The sequence below is a fragment of the Pseudomonas atacamensis genome (genome assembly GCF_017167965.1).
Taxonomy (GTDB): domain Bacteria; phylum Pseudomonadota; class Gammaproteobacteria; order Pseudomonadales; family Pseudomonadaceae; genus Aquipseudomonas; species Aquipseudomonas atacamensis.
The window spans coordinates 3580098-3598146 of sequence record NZ_CP070503.1 but is presented as its reverse complement, the minus strand read 5'-3'; the positions used below and the strand labels follow the sequence as shown (position 1 = coordinate 3598146).

Genomic DNA, 18049 nt, shown 5'->3' with positions numbered 1-18049 from the left:
GGAAGATCAAAAGGCGTTTCATAGCCTCATCAACTCCAACCACCCAGAGGCTCGACCATGAACACTTCCACGCTTCCACTGACCGGCAAAATCGCCATCGTGACCGGTGGCTCACGCAGCATCGGCGCAGCAATCGCCGAGCGACTCGCGGCAGATGGCGCCACCGTCGCTATCACCTACAACGCATCGCCAGATCGCGCCGCAGCGGTCGTGCAGGAAATCGTCGCGGCGGGCGGCCAGGCTGTGGCGCTGGCGGCCGATGCGGGCAATCCCGAGGCTGTACGTGCAGCGATTGCCGAGGTTGCACAGCGTTTTGGCAAGATCGACATTCTGGTGAACAACGCTGGTATCAGCCTGCTCGGTGCCCCCGAGGACATCGCCTTTGAGGACTTTCAACGCATCCTTGCGGTGAACGTGACCGGCGTCTTCGTCGCCACTCAGCAAGCGCTCAAACACATGGGGCAGGGCGGTCGCATCATTCACATCGGCAGCTCGATGGTGCAATACGCTGCGTTCGCTACCGCCTCCGTCTACACCCTGAGCAAAGGTGCGCTGACCGGTTTCAGTCGTGGACTGGTGCGCGATCTTGGGCCGCGCGGCATCACTGTGAACACCGTCCATCCCGGCCCGACCGACAGCGACATGAACCCGGCCGACGGACCTATTGCGGACTTCCTACGCCCGAACATCGCCATGGGGCGGTACGGCGAGGGCAAGGATGTCGCCAGTGCGGTGGCGTACCTGGCCAGTGCGGACGCCGGGTTTGTCACCGGTGCAGAATTAATCGTCGACGGCGGCTTCACAGCGTAAGGAGAGCATCATGACTATCAGCATCATTGGTACAGGCTCCATCGGCACCGCCATCGCTCGGTTGCTCGTCAACGCAGGCCTGCCGGTCAGTCTGGCCAACAGCCGTGGGCCGCAGAGCCTTGCCGGTTTGGTCGACGAATTGGGTCCACTCGCACAAGCGGTGACGGCTCAGCAAGCCAGTCAGGCGGACATTGTTTTTCTGGCGGTGAACTGGTCGAAGATCCCCGACGCGGTACGCGATCTCGGGCCTTGGGATGGACGTATCGTGATCGACGCCAACAACCCGATCGAGGCACCACTGTTCAAGCCGTTCGATCTGGGCGGCCAGCCGTCTTCGCAAGTGGTGGCGCAGATGCTGCCCGGTGCGCACGTGGTCAAGGCCTTCAACCATTTGCTCGCGGCTCTGCTGAGCGATCCCTCCGCCGAGGGCGGCAAGCGGGTGCTGTTTTATTCCGGTGAAGATGCCGCGAGCAAAACCAAAGTTGCAGAGCTGATTACTCAACTGGGTTTTTACGGCATCGACCTGGGCGGTGTGCAGCAGGGAATGCTTGCACAGTTCCCGGGCGGACCGCTGCCAGCCTTGAACCTGGTCAAACATGGTTGACCGCTGAGCCCGGGCAACCGGGCTTCACATACCAATCGAGGATTCAAAAATGTCTGGCTCAGATTCGCGAAATATCAATGAGGTGGAAAACTACGACGCCTTGCTGCGGGCCAACCTGCAGCGCGTGTTCAACGAGCGCGATGCACACAAGCGCATTGCGGCGGTGCAGGAGCTTTTTGCAGACACACCGACGATGTACGAACCGACTGGCATCGTCACCGGGCGGGCGGCGATTTCAGAGGTGGCCGGTGCGTTGCTGGATCAGTTCGGGGCGGACTTCGCTTTTGTTCCCGAGGGGCCGGCGGTTGGGCATCATGGCTTGGGTTACCTGCGCTGGCATGCGGGCCTGAGCGCTGGGTCAACTGTTGTCAGCGGTGTCGACGTGGCGGAAATCAGCGAAGGGAAAATCGTGCGGTTGTGGGTGTTGCTGGATGCGCCCCAAGGCTGAGCCGCACGGCAGGGTGGCAAATCGGATCCCGTTGCCGCCTGTCGCCGACTGCCAATCAGATCAATATCGCGCATTGACATATCGAAAAATCTCGATATCCTCGGCGCATGGAACTGATCGAAATCTTCAAAGCCCTCTCGAACCCGACGCGCCTCAAGATCCTTGAAGGCCTGAAGGATCCCGTCAAGAATTTCCCCCCGCAGGATGAGGGTGACGTTCTCGTCGAGGGTGTCTGCGTCAGCAGCATCCAGGAAGGTATCGGCCTGTCGCAGTCTACGGTGTCGAGTTACCTGGCCACGTTGCAGCGAGTGGGGCTGGTTGAGGTGCGGCGCATCGGTCAATGGACCTACTACAAACGCAATGAGGCTGCTATCAGCGCGCTTGCAGAGATCATAGGGAAAGAGCTGTAAATTTTTTTACTCTAGTATATCGAGAATTCCCGATATCCCTCTTTATCGATACGAGGTTTTGCCATGAAAGCGATGATTTTGAAATCCTTCGGCGGTCCTGATTCGTTCGAACTCAGCGACGTTCCAAAACCGGTTCCGCAAGCGGGCCAAGTGCTGGTCCGAGTGCACGCTACTTCCATCAATCCGCTGGATTATCAGGTTCGGCGCGGTGACTATCCCGACCTGGTGCCGCTGCCAGCCATTACCGGTCACGACGTGTCGGGCGTGGTTGAAGCCATCGGGCCGGGCGTCAGCGCTTTCGCGCCGGGCGACGAGGTCTGGTACACCCCGCAGATATTCGACGGGCAGGGCAGTTATGCCGAGTACCACGTCGCAGCCGAAAGCATCATCGCCAGAAAGCCTGCCGCGCTGAGCCACCTCGAGGCGGCCAGTCTGAGTCTGGTCGGCGGTACGGTTTGGGAAGCGCTGACCGTGCGCGCCGTGCTCCGCGTTGGCGAAAGCATTCTGATCCACGGCGGCGCGGGCGGGGTCGGCCATGTGGCGATTCAGGTGGCCAAAGCCATGGGCGCCAGAGTGTTCACCACCGTGCGCGAGGCCAACGCCGACTTCGTCCGCAGCCTGGGTGCCGACGTGGTGATCGATTACACCCAAGAGGACTACGTCGAAGCGATCATGCGCGAAACCGCCGGGCATGGCGTTGATGTGGTGTTCGACACCATCGGCGGCGATACCCTGTCTCGCAGTGCCGACGCGCTTGCCCAGCTTGGCCGCGTCGTCTCGATCGTCGACATCGCGCAGCCACAAAACCTCGTTCAGGCCTGGGGCAAGAACGCCAGCTACCACTTCGTTTTCACCCGGCAGAATCGCGGCAAGCTCGATGAACTGAGCGCGTTGGTCGAGCGCGGCCAGTTGCGGCCCCATGTTGGCGCGGTCTATTCCCTCGCCGACATCCCGCTCGCCCACGCTCGACTGGAGAGCGCCAACAACGGTCTGCTGGGAAAAATCGCCATCGCCGTCGAGCCTTCACTCATCGTCTGAATCCGCTCACTGATTTTGGAGAAACATCATGGTTTACGAGATCGCTGTGCTGCCCGTTCACCCGCATCAGACTGAAGCCTTCCGACGCGCATTTGCCGAAGTCGAACCGTTGCTCACCCGCGCCAAGGGATATGGCGGCCACATGCTGGCGCAAGGTATTGAAACCCCCGAGCAATTCAATTTGATCGTGCGCTGGCAATCGCTTGAGGATCACTCGCCGGGGTTTGAAGAAAGCGAAGACCACCAGCGCTTCATGCTGGGTCTGGAGGATTATTTTTCCGCAGAGCCGAGCGTGTATCACATTGAGGGTGGTGCTTTTCCGGGTGGCGATTTTGGCGTACCGGGCAACGGTGCCAGCGTAGGCATCTGAGGGAGTATGTGGCTGTTCATCACAAGCGGCTGTGGCTGGTCGAGCACTGTTTGTGATGAGTTGCCACTTTAATTCCGCTTTGGCCTGTTCATGGGCCAGGGATGGCAGGCAAAATGCGCCGTTTTCCATATGTCTTGTACTGCAGCTCATCCAAGGAAGGCCACTTGAAAGTCACTCCCCACGCTTCCCTGCGCCCTGAAATCTGGCCAGCCGTTGTTTTATTGGTGCTGGCAAGCCTGATCACGACCGGCTGCACGCGCTCCCATACTCCAAAACCGGTAGAGCGCGATCCTTGTCTGGATGCCGGTCCAGCGCATACAACGGCCTACGCCAAATGCATGAGCGAGCGGAAAGAGCGCCAAGCTGAAGCGCTCAGAATATTGCTCAGTGATGATCCTGCTGACAATCCGCAACGGCAAGTGGCCGTGCCAGGCGACAGCGATTTCCAACCGTCTGATTTTCCTGACGAGCCAATGCCAGCGAGTTTTCGCATGCCTTCCGACTTGAATCTCAAGGATACCCAGGCATTTCCTTACAAGGCTCGCATCAGCTGGAAATACGTGTCGGATCGCTTCCTGCCGAGTTCGAAGGAATCCGCGCGGATGATGCAGGTGGACCGCCTGATTAAGGCGGCCGTAACGGCGGATGGGTTCGCAAAGTGGGGGTGCACGGTCACCGGCGGAAAGCGTCAGGTGTGGGTTTTCTACACCCTGGACGACGCGGCCTTTGTCAGCCGTGTGCAGGCAGCTCTGGCGCAGACCGGTCCTTATCCGATTGAATTAAGCAGCCGTAAACAGGCAGATTTCAGTGCTGAGGTGCCGAACACCGAGCAAACTCGACTGACGCCCAAGCGATGCCTGGAGTGAAGACTCTCGACGGATAACCTCTTGAAACGGACTTCTCTCATCGCAAGGAGTCCGTAGCCGCAGTCGCTTCAGAGACGTTCGTTGCGGGCGCAGCGATCATCTCATGCCGACCGCAACCTCTTCAGCACACCGATTTTCCTCCAACGTTAGCCCAGCGCTTTGGTGGTAGGCTGCATCCCCTCAGCCGTACCTTCTGTACTCCTGAATTGCCCTTTCCGAAATCTGCGCCGGCTCAGTTGCTGGCGTTGATGGATTTCCCCTGCGGACTACAGCCATGCGCCTGCCAGATTTCATTCTCGAAAACCTAGAGCCGATCCTGCAGGCCTGGGAAGATTTCGCCCGCACCATCGAGACGCCGGGGGTGGAGCTCGATAACGTCGCGCTGCGCGATCACGCCGAGCAGATGTTGCGCGCCATCGTCATCGATCTGCGGACCAAGCAGACCATGAGCGAACAAATCGCCAAAGCCCAGGGCCAAGCGCCGCGCGACGATGAAGAAACAGCTGCGGAAACCCACGCGGTGACGCGGCTGATGGCCGGTTTTACCATCGATCAGATGGTGTCGGAATACCGCGCGCTGCGCACCAGTGTGCTGACCCAATGGCTGCGTCAGGTAAAGGATGGCAAATCAGTGAATGTCGACGACATGACGCGCTTCCACGAAGCCATCGATCAGGCGCTGGCCGAGTCGATTGCCAGCTACTCGCGCGCCGTCGAGGCGTCGCGCAACGTGTTTCTGGGGATTCTCGGCCATGACTTGCGCACGCCGCTGGGGGCGATTCTGCTCGGTGCGGATATGTTGCGTCGTACCGAAGCTACCGACCCGCGCACCAGCAAAGTGGCCAGGCAGATCTACGCCAGCGTGCAGCGCGCCAGCCAGATCGTGGGCGACCTGCTGGATCTGACGCGCTGCCAGATGGGGCCGGGGATTCCGGTGAAAAAATCCCTGATCGATCTCAGCCCTGTGTGCGAGCGGGTGATCGAGGAAATCCGCGCCTTTCATCCGCAGGCCAACGTGCGGTTCGATGCGACGGAAGCGGTGATGGGAGCGTTCGATGGCGCCAGGATGGAACAGGTGTTTTCCAACATCATCAGCAATGCGGTGACCCACGGCGATAATCAATTTCCGGTCACGGTCGAGTTGCAGGCCCGCGAGGATTGCGCGGTGTTCACCGTACATAACGGCGGCGAGCCGATTCCGGAGGATGTGTTGCCGTTCATCTTCAACCCGATGGGGCGGTTCTCGCAGCGCTCCGTGGTTGATCACGGGCCGGTTGCCGGGCTCGGTCTGGGCCTGTTCATCGCCTCGGAAATCGTCGCCTCACATGCCGGCTCCATCGAGGTCAGCTCTGACCTGAAGGGCGGAACCGTGTTTCGCGTAAAGCTTCCGGTGGATGCCGAAAGCTCCGTCACCATCTAGGCCAATCGATGGAGGGCCGGCCCCGGCCCTCCAGCCTGATCACTCCTCCATCACCTCAACCAAACCCCGGTCCTCACCGAGGAACCCGCCGCTCTGGTGCTGCCACAGCCGCGCATAGGTGCCGTTCTTCTCGAGCAATTGCGCGTGGGTGCCTTGTTCGATGATGCGGCCTTCGTCCATGACGATCAGCCGGTCCATGGCCGCAATGGTCGACAAGCGGTGGGCGATGGCGATCACGGTTTTGCCCTGCATCATTTCATCGAGGCTTTCCTGAATAGCGACTTCAACCTCGGAATCCAGCGCGCTGGTGGCTTCGTCGAGAAGCAGGATCGGTGCGTTTTTCAGCATCACCCGGGCGATGGCGATGCGTTGGCGCTGCCCGCCGGAGAGCTTGATACCGCGTTCGCCGACCAGCGTGTCGTAGCCGCTGTGGCCCTGCTTGTCGCTCAACTGGCTGATGAAACCATCGGCCTGGGCGTTCACTGCCGCGCGATGGATGTCTTCGTCGGTGGCGTCCGGGCGTCCGTAGGCAATGTTGTCGCGGATCGAACGGTGCAACAGCGACGTGTCCTGGGTGACCATGCCGATCACGCTACGCAGACTGTCCTGGGTGACCTCGGCGATGTTCTGCCCATCGATGCGGATTTCGCCGCGATCAACGTCATAGAAGCGCAGCAGAAGGTTGATCAGCGTCGACTTGCCAGCACCGGAGCGGCCGACCAGGCCGATTTTTTCGCCGGGGCGAATATGCAGGGTCAAGGCGTCGAGCACCTGGCGTTCGCCGTTGTAGTTGAAGCTGACATTGTCGAAAACCACTTCGCCGCCGGCCGGCTCCAGCACTTTGGCATCCGGCGCGTCCTGGACTTTCGGGCCGCTGGTCAGGGTGGCCATCCCGTCCTGGACGGTGCCGATGTTTTCGAACAGCGAAGTCATCTGCCACATGATCCAGTGCGACATGCCATTGATGCGCAGCGCCATGGCGGTGATCGCCGCGACGGCGCCGGTGCCGACTTCGCCCTGATGCCACAGCCACAATGCATAACCGCCAGCGCCGAGAATCAACGCCACCACCAGCGCCTGATTGACGATTTCGAACTGACTGACCAGCCGCATCTGGCGGAATCCGGTGAGCTTGAAATCTTCCATTGCCGCACGGGCAAAGTGCGCTTCACGCTTGGAGTGCGAGAACAGTTTGACCGTGGTGATGTTGGTGTAGGCATCGGCAATCCGCCCGGTCATCGACGAGCGCGCATCGGCCTGTTCCTGGCCGACTTTGCCCAGACGCGGCACGAAATACACCATCGCCAGCCCGAACAAAACGATCCACGCCAGAAACGGCAGCATCAGCTTCAGCGCAAAGCCACCGGCCAGCGCTATGATCGCAATGAAGTACACGCCGATGCCGGGGAGAATTTCGATCAGGGTGAACAGCACCTCGCGCACCGACAACGCAGTCTGCATGACCTTGGTCGTCACCCGGCCGGAGAACTCGTCGGAGAAGAACGACAGACTTTGCCGCAGCATCAACCGGTGAAAGTCCCAGCGCAGGCGCAGCGGCAGATTGATCGCGAGGATCTGATGCTGGACCATCGTGCGCAGCGCCACCAGACCAATGCTGACTACCAGCACGATGCCGATGCCCCACAACACGCGGCTTTCCTCATCACCGGTGGCGCCGCCGGATTGCCAGGTCGAGAGCAGATCCACCACTTGCCCAAGGAAAGAAAACAGCCACGCCTCGTAGATCGACACGCTGGCGCTGAGCAGGGCGAAGGCCAGGATGTAACCGCGCGCCCCCCGGGTGCAGGCCCACAAGAAGCGCATCAGGCCGACTGGCGGTGGCGGCGCCTCGTCGGGCGGGAAGGGGTCGAGCCTTTCTTCAAACAGGCGAAGCATTGCGGTCTCCGAAGTGATCAGGGTGTGGGGATTCTGCCATCTATCGGCGTTGTTGCGGGTTTCAGCGTCGTGTTGCAGATAAATGCTTGTGCCTTGTCTTGACCGCAGCCAGGCGCAGAAGCTCAACGCAATCGTGCCAAGCGCAACCTTTCGTCGCTGATCCAAACCCGATGTCGCACGCTCATCAACCTCTTTGAACTCTCGCGCAAGCTGCTCCGTCATCTTCTATGTGGGGGCTCGAGGCAATGTTGCCGTGTAGCTCCGTTTTTCCGTTTTCAAGTCAGAACGCGAGGGGCCACATGAATACTCAAGACAGCAGGGCAGGCTTTGAATCAGGTGATCCGAACAGCAAGCCTGGACAGGGTTTTGAACATTTGAAGGACGACGTCAACGAAGCAATTGGCGGCGCGCGGCAACAGGCCGACGCGCAATTCGGACAGTACCGGGACACCGCGGCCGAACAGATAGAAGCACTGGCCCAAGGCGCAAAGAGCTTCGTCTCGGAGTTGCAGGACAAGGACACGCTGGGCATGTCCGACTACCTGACGGACATGGCGGATTCCATGACCGGGCTGGCGGGCAACCTGCGCGGCAAGAGTGCCGAGCAGCTGCTGCACGATGCGGCGGATCTGGCGCGCAGCAATCCGGGGCTATTCATCGCCGGCAGCATCGCCATCGGTTTCGGCCTGTCGCGGTTTCTCAAAGCCGGCACGGCCGCGGCAGCGACGGTCAGCGCCGAACATGATCCGGCGGCGGGCACGACATCGACGCCACCGCCAGCCGATTACGGTGCGCAGCGACCCTATGAATCGTCAGTGCCGTCATCGGCCCACGCCAATCCGGGACTGGCCACCGGCATCACCCCGACCTCGCCCAGTGACAGCGATCACCCCGCTGATTTTGCCGCGGCTTCCGTACCGCACGCACCCGACGCCAAAGGAGAACTGTGATGAACAGAGATGAATCTGATCTGAGCGGGGCAAGGCCCCTCGGCCAAACGGATGACGCTTCGGTGGTCGGTCTGTTGCGGCAACTGTCGCGCGAGGTGCCAGCGTTGTTCACCAAGGAACTGGCATTGGCCAAAGCCGAACTGCAGAACAGCCTCAGCACGCTGAAGGCGGGCATCGGTGCGGTTGCTGGTGGTGCGATCGTGTTCCTCGCCGGCTTTATTATTCTGCTGATGTCGGCGGTGTACGGCCTGAGTATGTTCATGGCGCCATGGCTGGCCGCGCTGATCGTCGGCGTGGTGGTGATGATCATTGGCTTCGCCATGCTGCAATCCGGGAAGAAGCAATTCGAGCCATCTCACTTCAAACCTGATCGCACCCTCGACGCCTTGAACAAGGATCAGGAAGCGCTGCGGAGGAAAGTCTCATGAAAAGCGAACTGGATATCGAAGCGGAAAAAAGCCCGGAGCAGATCGAGCGCGAAATCGATGCGCAACGCGCGAGCATCGGCAACATCGTCGATCAACTCGAGAGCAAATTCACCCCCGGACAGATGATCGATCAGGCCTGGGGAATGATGCAGAGCAACGGCTCGACGTTCTTCACCAACCTCGGCACCAGCGTGCGCAATAACCCGGTACCTGCGGTGCTGACTTCCGTGGGGCTGCTCTGGCTGATGATCAGCCAGAATCGCCCGCCAGTGCCGCAACCGACCTATCGCAGCGGGCCGGATCAGGACAAGGCCGGCGAATGGGCCGATGGTTTGGCCGATGGCATCGACAGCGCCCGCGCGCATTTGCATTCGACCACTGACTCGCTGAAGGACGGCTACCAGTCGCTGAAAGGCAAGGCCAGCCACCTCGGGGAAAACGTCGGTGCGGCGAAGGAAAACCTCAGCCATGCGATGCATGACGCCAGTGATCGACTGTCGCGTAATTCGCAAGTGCTCGGCCAGCAATTCAGCCACATGCTCAAGGAGCAACCGCTGATGGTGGCTGCCGTTGGGGTTGCGCTCGGTGCATTGCTCGGCGCGGCATTGCCGACTACGTCCACTGAGCAGCGCTACATGGGCCGCACAAGCGCGGGCATGGTCGACAAAGCCAAGCAGGAAGCTCAGGAAGGGTATGAAGCCGTGCGTGACACGGTGACTCGGACCACTGAACAAACCGAAGTGGAGACCAAGCCGGAAACGGCGCGGCCTTCGTCTTCCGATTTGTCACAGGGGTTGGGTACTTCTTGATGGTGAAAAACAAGGGAGGCCTGCAATGGGCCTCCCTTTTTATTGGACTGCGGGTCAGGTCGATACCTCATTCTGCAGGCCTTTCAAATATTCGACCAACGTCTGCGCGCACGCTTCAATCGCGCCATCCACGACCAGTTCAAACCCGTGGGTATTCTCGGTCGGGATTGCGATGCATCCGGCCTGGGCGCTGATGCCTGAGCTCATCACCGCGCTGGCGTCGGAGGCGAAATCCACCAGCAGGGCGAACTGTGGATCGAAGCCGCAACGCTTGGCTGCGTCGGCCAAGGCCATGACCACGCCGCGCGAGTGATAGCCTTTCTGGTCGCCGGTATCGATGATCGGGTCGACGCTCAATCGCGTTGCGTACTCGCTCATCACCGGGCCGACTTCCACCGCGATTGTGGTGTCGCCGGGCAGGTGCGCAGCGGCGTACATTGCGCCGGCGTTGCTTTCTTCTTCGAGGGTGGTGAAGACAAAGTAGGTGTCGTGCGCCAATTCGGTCGGGCTGCGCTTGAGTTGCTCGGCGGCCTGGAGCATGGCGACAACAGGCGCGCGGTCATCGAGAAAGTGCGCAGCGGTGGCATCGCCCACTCTGAACGGCGTACGCCAGTGCTGGCTGAGCACGACACGGGTGCCGGGGCGCACGCCCATGTCTTGCAAGGTTTGCGGGTCGTGGCGGGTGATGATGTGCACGTCTTTCCACTCCACCGCGCCGCTCATCACATCCTGGCCCTGCGGCGAGCCTGTGGTGGCGTGCATCGAGCCGAATGAGAGCACGCCGGGCAGGGTTTGCGCATCGCCGAGAATATCCACCGGACAGACACCGAAATTCACCGGATTCGCACCGCCGAGGGCTACCACCCGCAACGTACCGTCCGGCTCGACGCGTTTGACCAGCATGGCGATCTCATCCATGTGGCCCATGATGCGCACAGCGTGCTCGCCGTCCGGATCGGGTTCGCGGCCCTTGAGCAGGCCGACGACATTGCCGGCGCGATCGGTCCAGACCTCGTCGCAATGGCGCCGCAGTTCTTCCAGGCAGATCGCCCGAACTTCGTCTTCCTGACCGCCAGGCCCGCGCGCCATGAGCAAGCGGCTCAATAGTGTTTGGGTGGATTCCTCTGTGTTGCGCGGCGAAGGCGTTTGATTATCCGACATGCATGTTGACCCTCCTTGCATCGGCGGACGTGTATCGACCGCTCAGAATTTAGGGGGCAGGTTGGCGGAAAAATTCAGATTGCGTGGTGCCAGGCTATTCGCGATGCCGCTGGACCTGTGGGAGCGAGCCTGCTCGCGAAAGCGGTGTGTCATTCAACGTGGATATATCTGATCTGGCGCCTTCGCGAGCAGGCTCGCTCCCACAGGGGTTTGGGTTGCGCTGAAGATTGTGGCCTTGCCCCGGACCATTGTGGGAGCGAGCTTGCTCGCGATAGCGGTGTGTCATTCAATGTGGATGTATCTGATCTGGCGCCTTCGCGGGCAAGCCCGCTCCCACAGGGATTTGAGTTGGGTTGAAGGGTTGCGTTTGTCAGCGGTTGTATTTCAGCGCTTCGACAAACGCTGCAAACGCTGCGGAGCTCTGGCGTCTGTTCGGGTAATACAAGTGATAGCCCTGAAACGTCGGGCACCACTCTTCCAGCACTTCCACCAGTCGCCCGTCCGCCAGATACGGCGCGACCAATTGCTCGGGCACGTAGGCCACGCCGATGCCGTCCACGGCGGCGTTGAGCACATGCATGATGCTGTTGAACACCAGTTGCCCATCGACCTTCACGCTGAAATCCTGACCCTTGTGCGCAAACTCCCAGGCGTAAATCGCGCCGGCCGGTTGGTGACGGATGTTGATGCAAGTGTGCTCCGTCAACTGATGCGGCGTGGTGAGTGCCGGGTGGCGAGCGAAGTAACCTGGCGAGGCCACCACGGCCAGGCGCCAGTCCGGGCCGATGCGCACGGCGATCATGTCTTTGCTGATCGATTCACCGAGACGAATGCCGGCATCGAAGCGTTCCTTGACCACATTGGTAAATCCGTAATCGACGTAAAACTCTAAGGTGATATCCGGATAGTCCTGCAAAAACTTTGCAAGCATCGGCCGGATGCACAATTCGATCTGATCGTCCGTGCAGGAAACGCGGATCGTGCCGCTGGGCTTATCGCGCAATTCGCCAAGGGCTTCGAGCTCGGCGCTGATCTGCTCGAACAGCGGCGCAATTGAGTGCATCAAGCGTTCGCCAGCCTCGGTCGGCGAGACATTGCGTGTCGTACGAGCGAGCAAGCGGATACCCAGACGCTGCTCCAGCGCGCGCACCGTATGACTCAGCGCAGACGGCGTGACGCCGAGGCGGGCGGCAGCCTTGGTGAAGCTTTGCTCCTGGGCCACCGCCAGAAAGGCCTGCAGGTCGTTGACTTTGGCGTTGCTCATTGCTGAATTTTTCTCAAAAGCACATGAAGATTACCGCTACTAATCAAGTTAAGCCTGATCCGTCAAGCTTTGCAGCCTGAGTAACGGGGCAGAAGTGCCTCGATGATTTCTTCTTCAAGACAGGTTTTCGCATGACGGCTCAAGTAATCGACACCCCGACAGCCCAGCCCATGGAAGCGTCCACTGACGGCGAGCAAACGGCGTACTGGAGCGGCGTGTTCGCGATGACCCTGTGCGTCTTCGCGCTGATCGCTTCCGAGTTCATGCCGGTCAGTCTGCTCACGCCAATGGCTACGGACTTGCACATCAGCGAAGGCCTGGCCGGCTACGGCATTGCCATCTCTGGCGCGTTCGCGGTGCTGACCAGCCTGACGATCAGCAGGCTCGCCGGCTCGATGGATCGCAAGCGCCTGTTGCTGCTGTTGACCGCGCTGATGTGCGCGTCCGGGCTGGTGGTGGGCCTGGCGCCCAATTACACGGTGTATATGATCGGTCGCGCATTGATCGGCGTGGTAATCGGTGGCTTCTGGTCGATGTCGGCGGCGTTGGCCATGCGTCTGGTGCCCGCCGCCAGCGTGCCCAAGGCACTGGCCATTTTTAACGGTGGCAATGCCCTGGCGACCGTCGTGGCGGCGCCGTTGGGCAGTTATCTGGGCAGTGTGATTGGCTGGCGCGGGGCGTTTTTCTGCCTGATACCGGTGGCGCTGATTGCGCTGCTCTGGCAATGGATCAGCTTGCCCGCGCTGCCGGCCGCGCCACGCAAGGCGAACGAGGGAAATGTATTCGCCCTGTTCAAACGCCGCCGGGTGGCGTTGGGCATGCTCGGCGCAGGTCTGTTTTTCATGGGCCAGTTTGTTCTGTTCACCTACCTGCGACCGTTTCTGGAGACCGTGACCCGGGTCGACGTTTCGATGCTGTCGATCATCCTGCTGGTCATTGGTGTGGCCGGGTTTATCGGCACCGTGGTCATCGGTTCGGTATTGAAGAAGGGGTTGTATCGCGTGGTGATCGCCATCCCGCTGTTGATGGCGATGATCGCAGTGGCGCTCATTGGGTTGGGCAGTTCAGTGGTCGCGACGTTCGTGTTGCTCGGCTTGTGGGGGTTGATCGCCACGGCGGCGCCGGTAGGCTGGTGGTCGTGGCTGGCCCGCACGCTGCCCGACGATGCCGAAGCCGGCGGTGGACTGATGGTGGCGGTGGTGCAGTTGTCGATTGCCTCGGGTTCTACCATCGGTGGTCTGCTGTTCGACGGCAGCGGTTATCGGCTGACGTTTTTCGCCAGCGCGGCATTGCTGGTGCTGGCGGCGCTGATGACCTGGCTGACGTCGCGGCAGACAGCCTGAATCAGCTCTCGGTGTTTTCGGCCGAGGCCTGCGCCGCTTCGGCTTCCAGCTTCAGGCGGTCGGCCTTGCAGATGTATTTGGGCTTTTTCGGCGCCAGTTTGGCATTGGCTTTTTTGGCCTTTTCCTTAAACAACTGCTGCAGCTTCTTTTGACGATTCATGATTTTTCGATCAGGGGTGGAGAGGGTGGGAATCCTGACGCAAGGCCGAGTGGTCAGCAAGAAGAAATCCACTAAGCTGAGCACATTCGCCCATACTCTAGAGCATCCCCCAACCGAAGGAATCGCACATGAGAAAAGCTCGCAGATTGATTACCGCGTTGTCTTGCCTCGCGCTGGTAATCGGCAGCACGACGGCACTGGCTGACCCCGGCAATGGCAAGGGGCAGGGTGGTCAGGGCGGCCAGGGCAACGGCCAGGGCAAACCGCAAAACATGCAGGATCACGGCAAACAGGGCGGGGGCGGCCAAGGCAATGGCAACAAGGGCCAGCAACACTCTGGCAATGGTGGCGGCCCGAGTTTCGATCGCGGCAATATTCTCGGCATCATCGATGGTTATCGCGGCGAATACTGGAATCCGGGGCCGCCGCTGCCGCCGGGTATTCAAAAGAATCTGGCGCGGGGTAAACCCTTGCCCCCGGGCATCGCCAAGAAGCTGGACGGGCGAATGCTCGAACATCTGCCTCGTTATGACGGCTACGAATGGCGACAGGCGGGCACTGACCTCATTCTCGTTGCGCTGGCCACCGGGCTGATCTACGAGGTGCTCAGCGGCGCGTTCGATTGATTGTTGAAAAAGGAGCGGCCGCACGTGCCGCTCCTTTTTTATGTGTGTATTGCTGCAGCCTTTGCAGCAATGAACTGCATTCAGGCTGGGTTGTTCGTTGCGTGTTGAGGTTTCAGACTGAGCTCAACGGCTACCAAATGAATGGAGATGACCATGGCCAACGCAATTCGCTTCACCGAAACCGGCGCACCGGACGTCCTGCAACTGCACACTGTCAGCGAGCAAACCCCTGGGCTCGGCGAGGTCTGGCTGGAGCAAGCGGCGGTGGGCGTCAATTACCTGGATGTCAGCCAGCGCAAAGGTGCGGTACCGGTGGCGTTGCCGTCGGGGCTGGGGCTGGAAGGCGCGGGTCGGGTGGCGGCGGTCGGTGCCGGTGTGAGCAATGTGCGCGTCGGTGATCGGGTCGCTTACGCCACCGGGCCCTTGGGCGGTTACGCCTCGGCGCGGCTGTTTCCGGCAGAGCGTCTGGTGAAGATTCCCGAAGAGTTGTCGTTCGAAGACGCGGCGGCGGTGTTGTTCAAAGGCATCACCGCGCAGTATCTGCTGAAGGCGACTTATCCGGTCGGGCCGGGCACGACGATGCTGCTTTACGGTGTCGCGGGAGGTCTGGGGGAAATCATGGTGCCGTGGGCCAAACACCTTGGCGCAACGGTGATCGGTGTGGTGTCGAAGCAGGCCAGTGTCGACAAGGCGCGCGCGTCCGGTTGTGACGAAGTACTGGTGTTCGATGCCGAGACTCTCGCCGCCGATGTGGTGCGTATCACCCAGGGGCGCAAGGTCGATGTGGTATATGACCCGATTGGTCGGGTGTCTTTTCAGGCCTCGCTGGACAGCTTGCGCCCACGCGGATTGATGGTCTCGTTCGGCGCGCAGACCGGCGCGCCGGCAGCGGTGGAAATGGCCACGCTGAACGCCAAGGGCTCGCTGTTCCTGACCCGTCCGTCGCTGGCCGCGCACACCGCCACGACAGCTGAATACCAGGAGCGCGCGCAAGATGTGCTGGCCGCTGTTGCCGCCGGTATCATCACGCCGCGAATCCGCGCGCGTTATTCATTGGCTGACGCGGAACAAGCGCACGCCGATCTTGAATCGGGCCGATCATCAGGGGCGATCATTTTAAAACCATGAATCTGGATGTTCTGAGCAACCCGCACAGCGATGAAATCGCTGCTTTCCTCGCCGTCGCCGCGCAAGGCTCGTTTGTCGCGGCGGGGCGTTTGTTGCAGCGCCATCCGACCATCGTTTCCAAGCGCCTCGCGGCGATGGAGAAGCGACTCGGCGTGCGCCTGGTGGAGCGCTCGACGCGACACGTGCGTATCACCGAGGCTGGCCTGCAACTCGAACAGCGTCTGCGCGCGGCCGTCGAGTTGATGAACGAAGCGCAGCAGCAAGCGGTGCAGGGTGCCAGCGAAGTACGCGGCACCCTGCGCCTGGCGTTGCCAGCGGCGATGGGGCGGTTATGGCTGGGGCCGCTGCTGCCGGAATTTCTCAAGGCTCACCCGCAGGTCTCGCTGGTCGCCGATTACAGCGAAGGCCTGGTCGACATCATCGAGCAGGGCTTCGACGCGGCTATTCGCATCGGCGAGCTTGATGACAATCGCCTGATTGCAAAAAAGCTCAGTGACCATCGTCGGATTCTCTGCGCATCGCCGGCCTACATCGAGGCCCACGGCATGCCGCAAACCCCGCAGGATCTGCTGCAACACAATTGCCTGCGCTTCAGCGGGCTGGCGTCGTTCCCGCTGTGGCGACTGCATCGCGGCAACGAAGTGCAGACCATTACGCCACACGGCAACCTGACCGCTAGCGACAGCGAATCCCTGCTCGCCGCCGCCCGCGCCGACGCCGGCATACTCGGTGCCGGCGACTGGCTGATGAGCCGCGATCTGGCGGCAGGGCGGCTGATTCGCGTGCTGCCCGACTGGCATCTGGATTCGGCGGGCGGCGTCTATCTGGTCAGGCCGTCATCGCGGTTTCCAGCGGCGGCGGTGGTGGCGTTCAAGGAGTGGATCGAAGCGAAATTCGAGACCGGACCACCTTGGGCGGTTTGAGCACAACCTGCATCAAGACCGACACTGCCCCGTGGGAGCGAGCCTGCTCGCGAAAGCGCAGTGTCAGTCATGGATGATCTGGTTGACCTGACGCCTTCGCGAGCAGGCTCGCTCCCACAGGTTTCGTGGCTTGCTCAGGAATTGCCGAACATACGTATATCCAATGTGGGAGCGAGCCTGCTCGCGAAAGCGGAGGGTCAGTCAAGATGATGTGGCTGACCTGACGCCTTCGCGAGCAGGCTCGCTCCCACAGGTTTCGTGGCTTGTTCAGGAATTTCCGAACGCACGTATATCCAATGTAGGAGCGAGGGCCAGTTTGGGCGCACAAAAAAAGCCCGGCATCGCTGCCGGGCTTCGGTGTCTTCAGCACTTCAAGCGGCGATTTTGTTGGCCGCCATTTCCTTTTTGTGGCTCGCCTTCATCGCTTCCATCTGTGCGCCCAGTTCCTCGAGCTTCGCCTTGCCCAGAAGCTTCTGCGCTTTCGGGAACATTTCCTGTTCTTCCTCTTCGATGTGGTGCTCCAGCAGTTCCTTGACCACTTTGACCCGACCAGCAAATTCCGGGGTGCCTGGATCGGTTTCTTTCAGATCAGGCAGTACCAGCGAATCCACGGTGCGGTGCTCTTCCTTGGCTTCGTAATACATGATGTCTTCTTCCTTGCTGCCGGCTTCCTTGAACGCAGGATAGAGAATCTCTTCTTCGAGGCGGGTGTGGATGGTGATTTCCATTTCCAGTTTGCCCAGCAACTCGACGCGTTTTTTCAGCGCGCGGTCGGTGGACTCACTCAGTTGGCTGAGGATGGCTTTGACTTTTTCATGGTCGGCTTTGAGAAGGTCGATGGCATTCATTTTTTGAGGCCTCTGCTTTTCACGGATTGAACACAGCGTTCTTTTTTTCGCGCTGCTGTGTATTCAGGAAGAGGCTATCGCATGACTCATGCCAACTCGCCGATCAAGCGCAACCCTTCTAAATCAAGGGCTGGCATCGAAGCAGGCACAATGCTTTCGTGCAGCCTGCAAGAAATCCGCGCGGCGGGCATTGCATATAACAAGCCCGGCAAAAGCCGGGCTGTGGGTGATGCTTGAGACGGGCCTGCGTCCTTGCTTAGCGGCTGGCCTGGGAAGGCGAGCCGCGACCGATATGCTTGGGCCCCGCCAACGCCCAAGCGATCAGGCCGAACAGCGGCACGAACACGATCAGCACGATCCACACGCCTTTATTGCTCGATTTCCCCTCGCTTTTACGCACCCGGTTGATGGCCCAAAGCTCGATCAGCACGAGAATGACCGCCAATACGATCCACACGGTTTCGATTTGCATAGGCTTAACTCCTGATGGTCTGTGCGTTAGGCGACGAGAGGGGCGTTGGGTTCATTCTTTTTGCCTGGGACAAGC

Annotated in this window: 22 protein-coding genes; 16 read left to right on the top strand and 6 right to left on the bottom strand. The window is 60.5% G+C overall.

Annotated features, from left to right (window positions below; genetic code table 11):
* The first annotated feature begins 57 nt into the window (after positions 1 to 57).
* From JWU58_RS16240 to JWU58_RS16205, 8 genes are all read left to right on the top strand, one after another.
* Entirely contained in the window at positions 58 to 810 is a 753-nt protein-coding gene (locus tag JWU58_RS16240) for a 3-oxoacyl-ACP reductase family protein (RefSeq protein WP_024012556.1), read from the top strand.
* Positions 811 to 817: 7 nt separating this feature from the next.
* Entirely contained in the window at positions 818 to 1414 is a 597-nt protein-coding gene (locus JWU58_RS16235) for an NADPH-dependent F420 reductase (RefSeq protein ID WP_205884329.1), read from the top strand.
* An 82-nt stretch (positions 1415 to 1496) separates the two neighbouring features.
* Positions 1497 to 1862, top strand: a complete 366-nt coding sequence (locus tag JWU58_RS16230; RefSeq protein ID WP_206420536.1) for a nuclear transport factor 2 family protein — start codon at positions 1497 to 1499, stop codon at positions 1860 to 1862.
* Between the two features lie 107 nt (positions 1863 to 1969).
* The gene (locus tag JWU58_RS16225; protein ID WP_024012559.1) at positions 1970 to 2272 is read left to right on the top strand and encodes an ArsR/SmtB family transcription factor; all 303 of its coding nucleotides are present in this window, start codon (positions 1970 to 1972) and stop codon (positions 2270 to 2272) included.
* Between the two features lie 63 nt (positions 2273 to 2335).
* Positions 2336 to 3310, top strand: a complete 975-nt coding sequence (locus JWU58_RS16220) for a zinc-dependent alcohol dehydrogenase family protein (RefSeq protein WP_024012560.1) — start codon at positions 2336 to 2338, stop codon at positions 3308 to 3310.
* 28 nt (positions 3311 to 3338) lie between these two features.
* Positions 3339 to 3680, top strand: coding sequence for an antibiotic biosynthesis monooxygenase family protein (locus JWU58_RS16215; protein ID WP_024012561.1), 342 nt, complete (start codon positions 3339 to 3341; stop codon positions 3678 to 3680).
* 164 nt (positions 3681 to 3844) lie between these two features.
* A complete protein-coding gene (locus JWU58_RS16210; protein WP_167333554.1) occupies positions 3845 to 4546 on the top strand; it encodes a DUF695 domain-containing protein in 702 nt (233 codons plus the stop codon).
* A gap of 274 nt (positions 4547 to 4820) precedes the next feature.
* Entirely contained in the window at positions 4821 to 5966 is a 1146-nt protein-coding gene (locus JWU58_RS16205) for a sensor histidine kinase (RefSeq protein ID WP_130899737.1), read from the top strand.
* 39 nt (positions 5967 to 6005) lie between these two features.
* Here JWU58_RS16205 and JWU58_RS16200 read toward each other — a convergent pair whose 3' ends face one another.
* The gene (locus JWU58_RS16200) at positions 6006 to 7862 is read right to left on the bottom strand and encodes an ABC transporter ATP-binding protein (RefSeq protein ID WP_206420535.1); all 1857 of its coding nucleotides are present in this window, start codon (positions 7860 to 7862) and stop codon (positions 6006 to 6008) included.
* A gap of 299 nt (positions 7863 to 8161) precedes the next feature.
* Here JWU58_RS16200 and JWU58_RS16195 point away from each other — a divergent pair, with 299 nt between their 5' ends.
* From JWU58_RS16195 to JWU58_RS16185, 3 genes are read left to right on the top strand one after another with little or no spacing between them, the layout of a single operon-like run.
* Positions 8162 to 8812, top strand: coding sequence for a hypothetical protein (locus JWU58_RS16195; protein WP_125915985.1), 651 nt, complete (start codon positions 8162 to 8164; stop codon positions 8810 to 8812).
* Complete coding sequence (locus tag JWU58_RS16190) at positions 8812 to 9240, top strand: phage holin family protein (RefSeq protein ID WP_024012566.1); 429 nt, start codon at positions 8812 to 8814, stop codon at positions 9238 to 9240. The genes JWU58_RS16195 and JWU58_RS16190 overlap by 1 nt, the downstream gene beginning before the upstream one ends.
* Positions 9237 to 10049, top strand: a complete 813-nt coding sequence (locus JWU58_RS16185) for a DUF3618 domain-containing protein (protein WP_206420534.1) — start codon at positions 9237 to 9239, stop codon at positions 10047 to 10049. The genes JWU58_RS16190 and JWU58_RS16185 overlap by 4 nt, the downstream gene beginning before the upstream one ends.
* A gap of 54 nt (positions 10050 to 10103) precedes the next feature.
* On the opposite strand, the gene JWU58_RS16180 is transcribed toward JWU58_RS16185, so the two are convergent.
* Together JWU58_RS16180 and JWU58_RS16175 are read right to left on the bottom strand one after the other, a co-directional pair.
* Positions 10104 to 11210 (bottom strand): M20/M25/M40 family metallo-hydrolase, encoded by a 1107-nt coding sequence (locus JWU58_RS16180; RefSeq protein ID WP_206420533.1) that lies wholly within the window; start codon positions 11208 to 11210, stop codon positions 10104 to 10106.
* A gap of 370 nt (positions 11211 to 11580) precedes the next feature.
* Positions 11581 to 12474, bottom strand: coding sequence for a LysR family transcriptional regulator (locus JWU58_RS16175; RefSeq protein WP_133339996.1), 894 nt, complete (start codon positions 12472 to 12474; stop codon positions 11581 to 11583).
* Between the two features lie 131 nt (positions 12475 to 12605).
* Between JWU58_RS16175 and JWU58_RS16170 the strand changes: the two genes are divergently transcribed.
* On the top strand, positions 12606 to 13817 hold the full coding sequence (locus JWU58_RS16170; protein ID WP_206420532.1) for an MFS transporter: 1212 nt from the start codon (positions 12606 to 12608) through the stop codon (positions 13815 to 13817).
* A gap of 1 nt (position 13818) precedes the next feature.
* Here the strand turns inward: JWU58_RS16170 and JWU58_RS16165 are convergent, their stop codons facing one another.
* On the bottom strand, positions 13819 to 13977 hold the full coding sequence (locus JWU58_RS16165) for a DUF2986 domain-containing protein (protein ID WP_080769419.1): 159 nt from the start codon (positions 13975 to 13977) through the stop codon (positions 13819 to 13821).
* Positions 13978 to 14105: 128 nt separating this feature from the next.
* On the opposite strand from JWU58_RS16165, the gene JWU58_RS16160 reads away from it, so the two are divergent.
* The 3 genes from JWU58_RS16160 to JWU58_RS16150 all read left to right on the top strand — a co-directional run bounded on the left by JWU58_RS16160 (position 14106) and on the right by JWU58_RS16150 (position 16654).
* Entirely contained in the window at positions 14106 to 14603 is a 498-nt protein-coding gene (locus tag JWU58_RS16160; RefSeq protein ID WP_206420531.1) for an anti-virulence regulator CigR family protein, read from the top strand.
* A gap of 153 nt (positions 14604 to 14756) precedes the next feature.
* Entirely contained in the window at positions 14757 to 15731 is a 975-nt protein-coding gene (locus JWU58_RS16155; RefSeq protein ID WP_206420530.1) for a quinone oxidoreductase family protein, read from the top strand.
* Complete coding sequence (locus JWU58_RS16150) at positions 15728 to 16654, top strand: LysR family transcriptional regulator (RefSeq protein WP_024012574.1); 927 nt, start codon at positions 15728 to 15730, stop codon at positions 16652 to 16654. The genes JWU58_RS16155 and JWU58_RS16150 overlap by 4 nt, the downstream gene beginning before the upstream one ends.
* A gap of 371 nt (positions 16655 to 17025) precedes the next feature.
* Here JWU58_RS16150 and JWU58_RS16145 read toward each other — a convergent pair whose 3' ends face one another.
* The gene (locus JWU58_RS16145; RefSeq protein ID WP_024012575.1) at positions 17026 to 17502 is read right to left on the bottom strand and encodes a hemerythrin domain-containing protein; all 477 of its coding nucleotides are present in this window, start codon (positions 17500 to 17502) and stop codon (positions 17026 to 17028) included.
* A gap of 81 nt (positions 17503 to 17583) precedes the next feature.
* Between JWU58_RS16145 and JWU58_RS16140 the strand changes: the two genes are divergently transcribed.
* Positions 17584 to 17739 (top strand): hypothetical protein, encoded by a 156-nt coding sequence (locus JWU58_RS16140; RefSeq protein ID WP_181424103.1) that lies wholly within the window; start codon positions 17584 to 17586, stop codon positions 17737 to 17739.
* Between the two features lie 19 nt (positions 17740 to 17758).
* Here JWU58_RS16140 and JWU58_RS16135 read toward each other — a convergent pair whose 3' ends face one another.
* Positions 17759 to 17974, bottom strand: coding sequence for a PLD nuclease N-terminal domain-containing protein (locus tag JWU58_RS16135; protein WP_016774306.1), 216 nt, complete (start codon positions 17972 to 17974; stop codon positions 17759 to 17761).
* Positions 17975 to 18049: the final 75 nt, after the last annotated feature.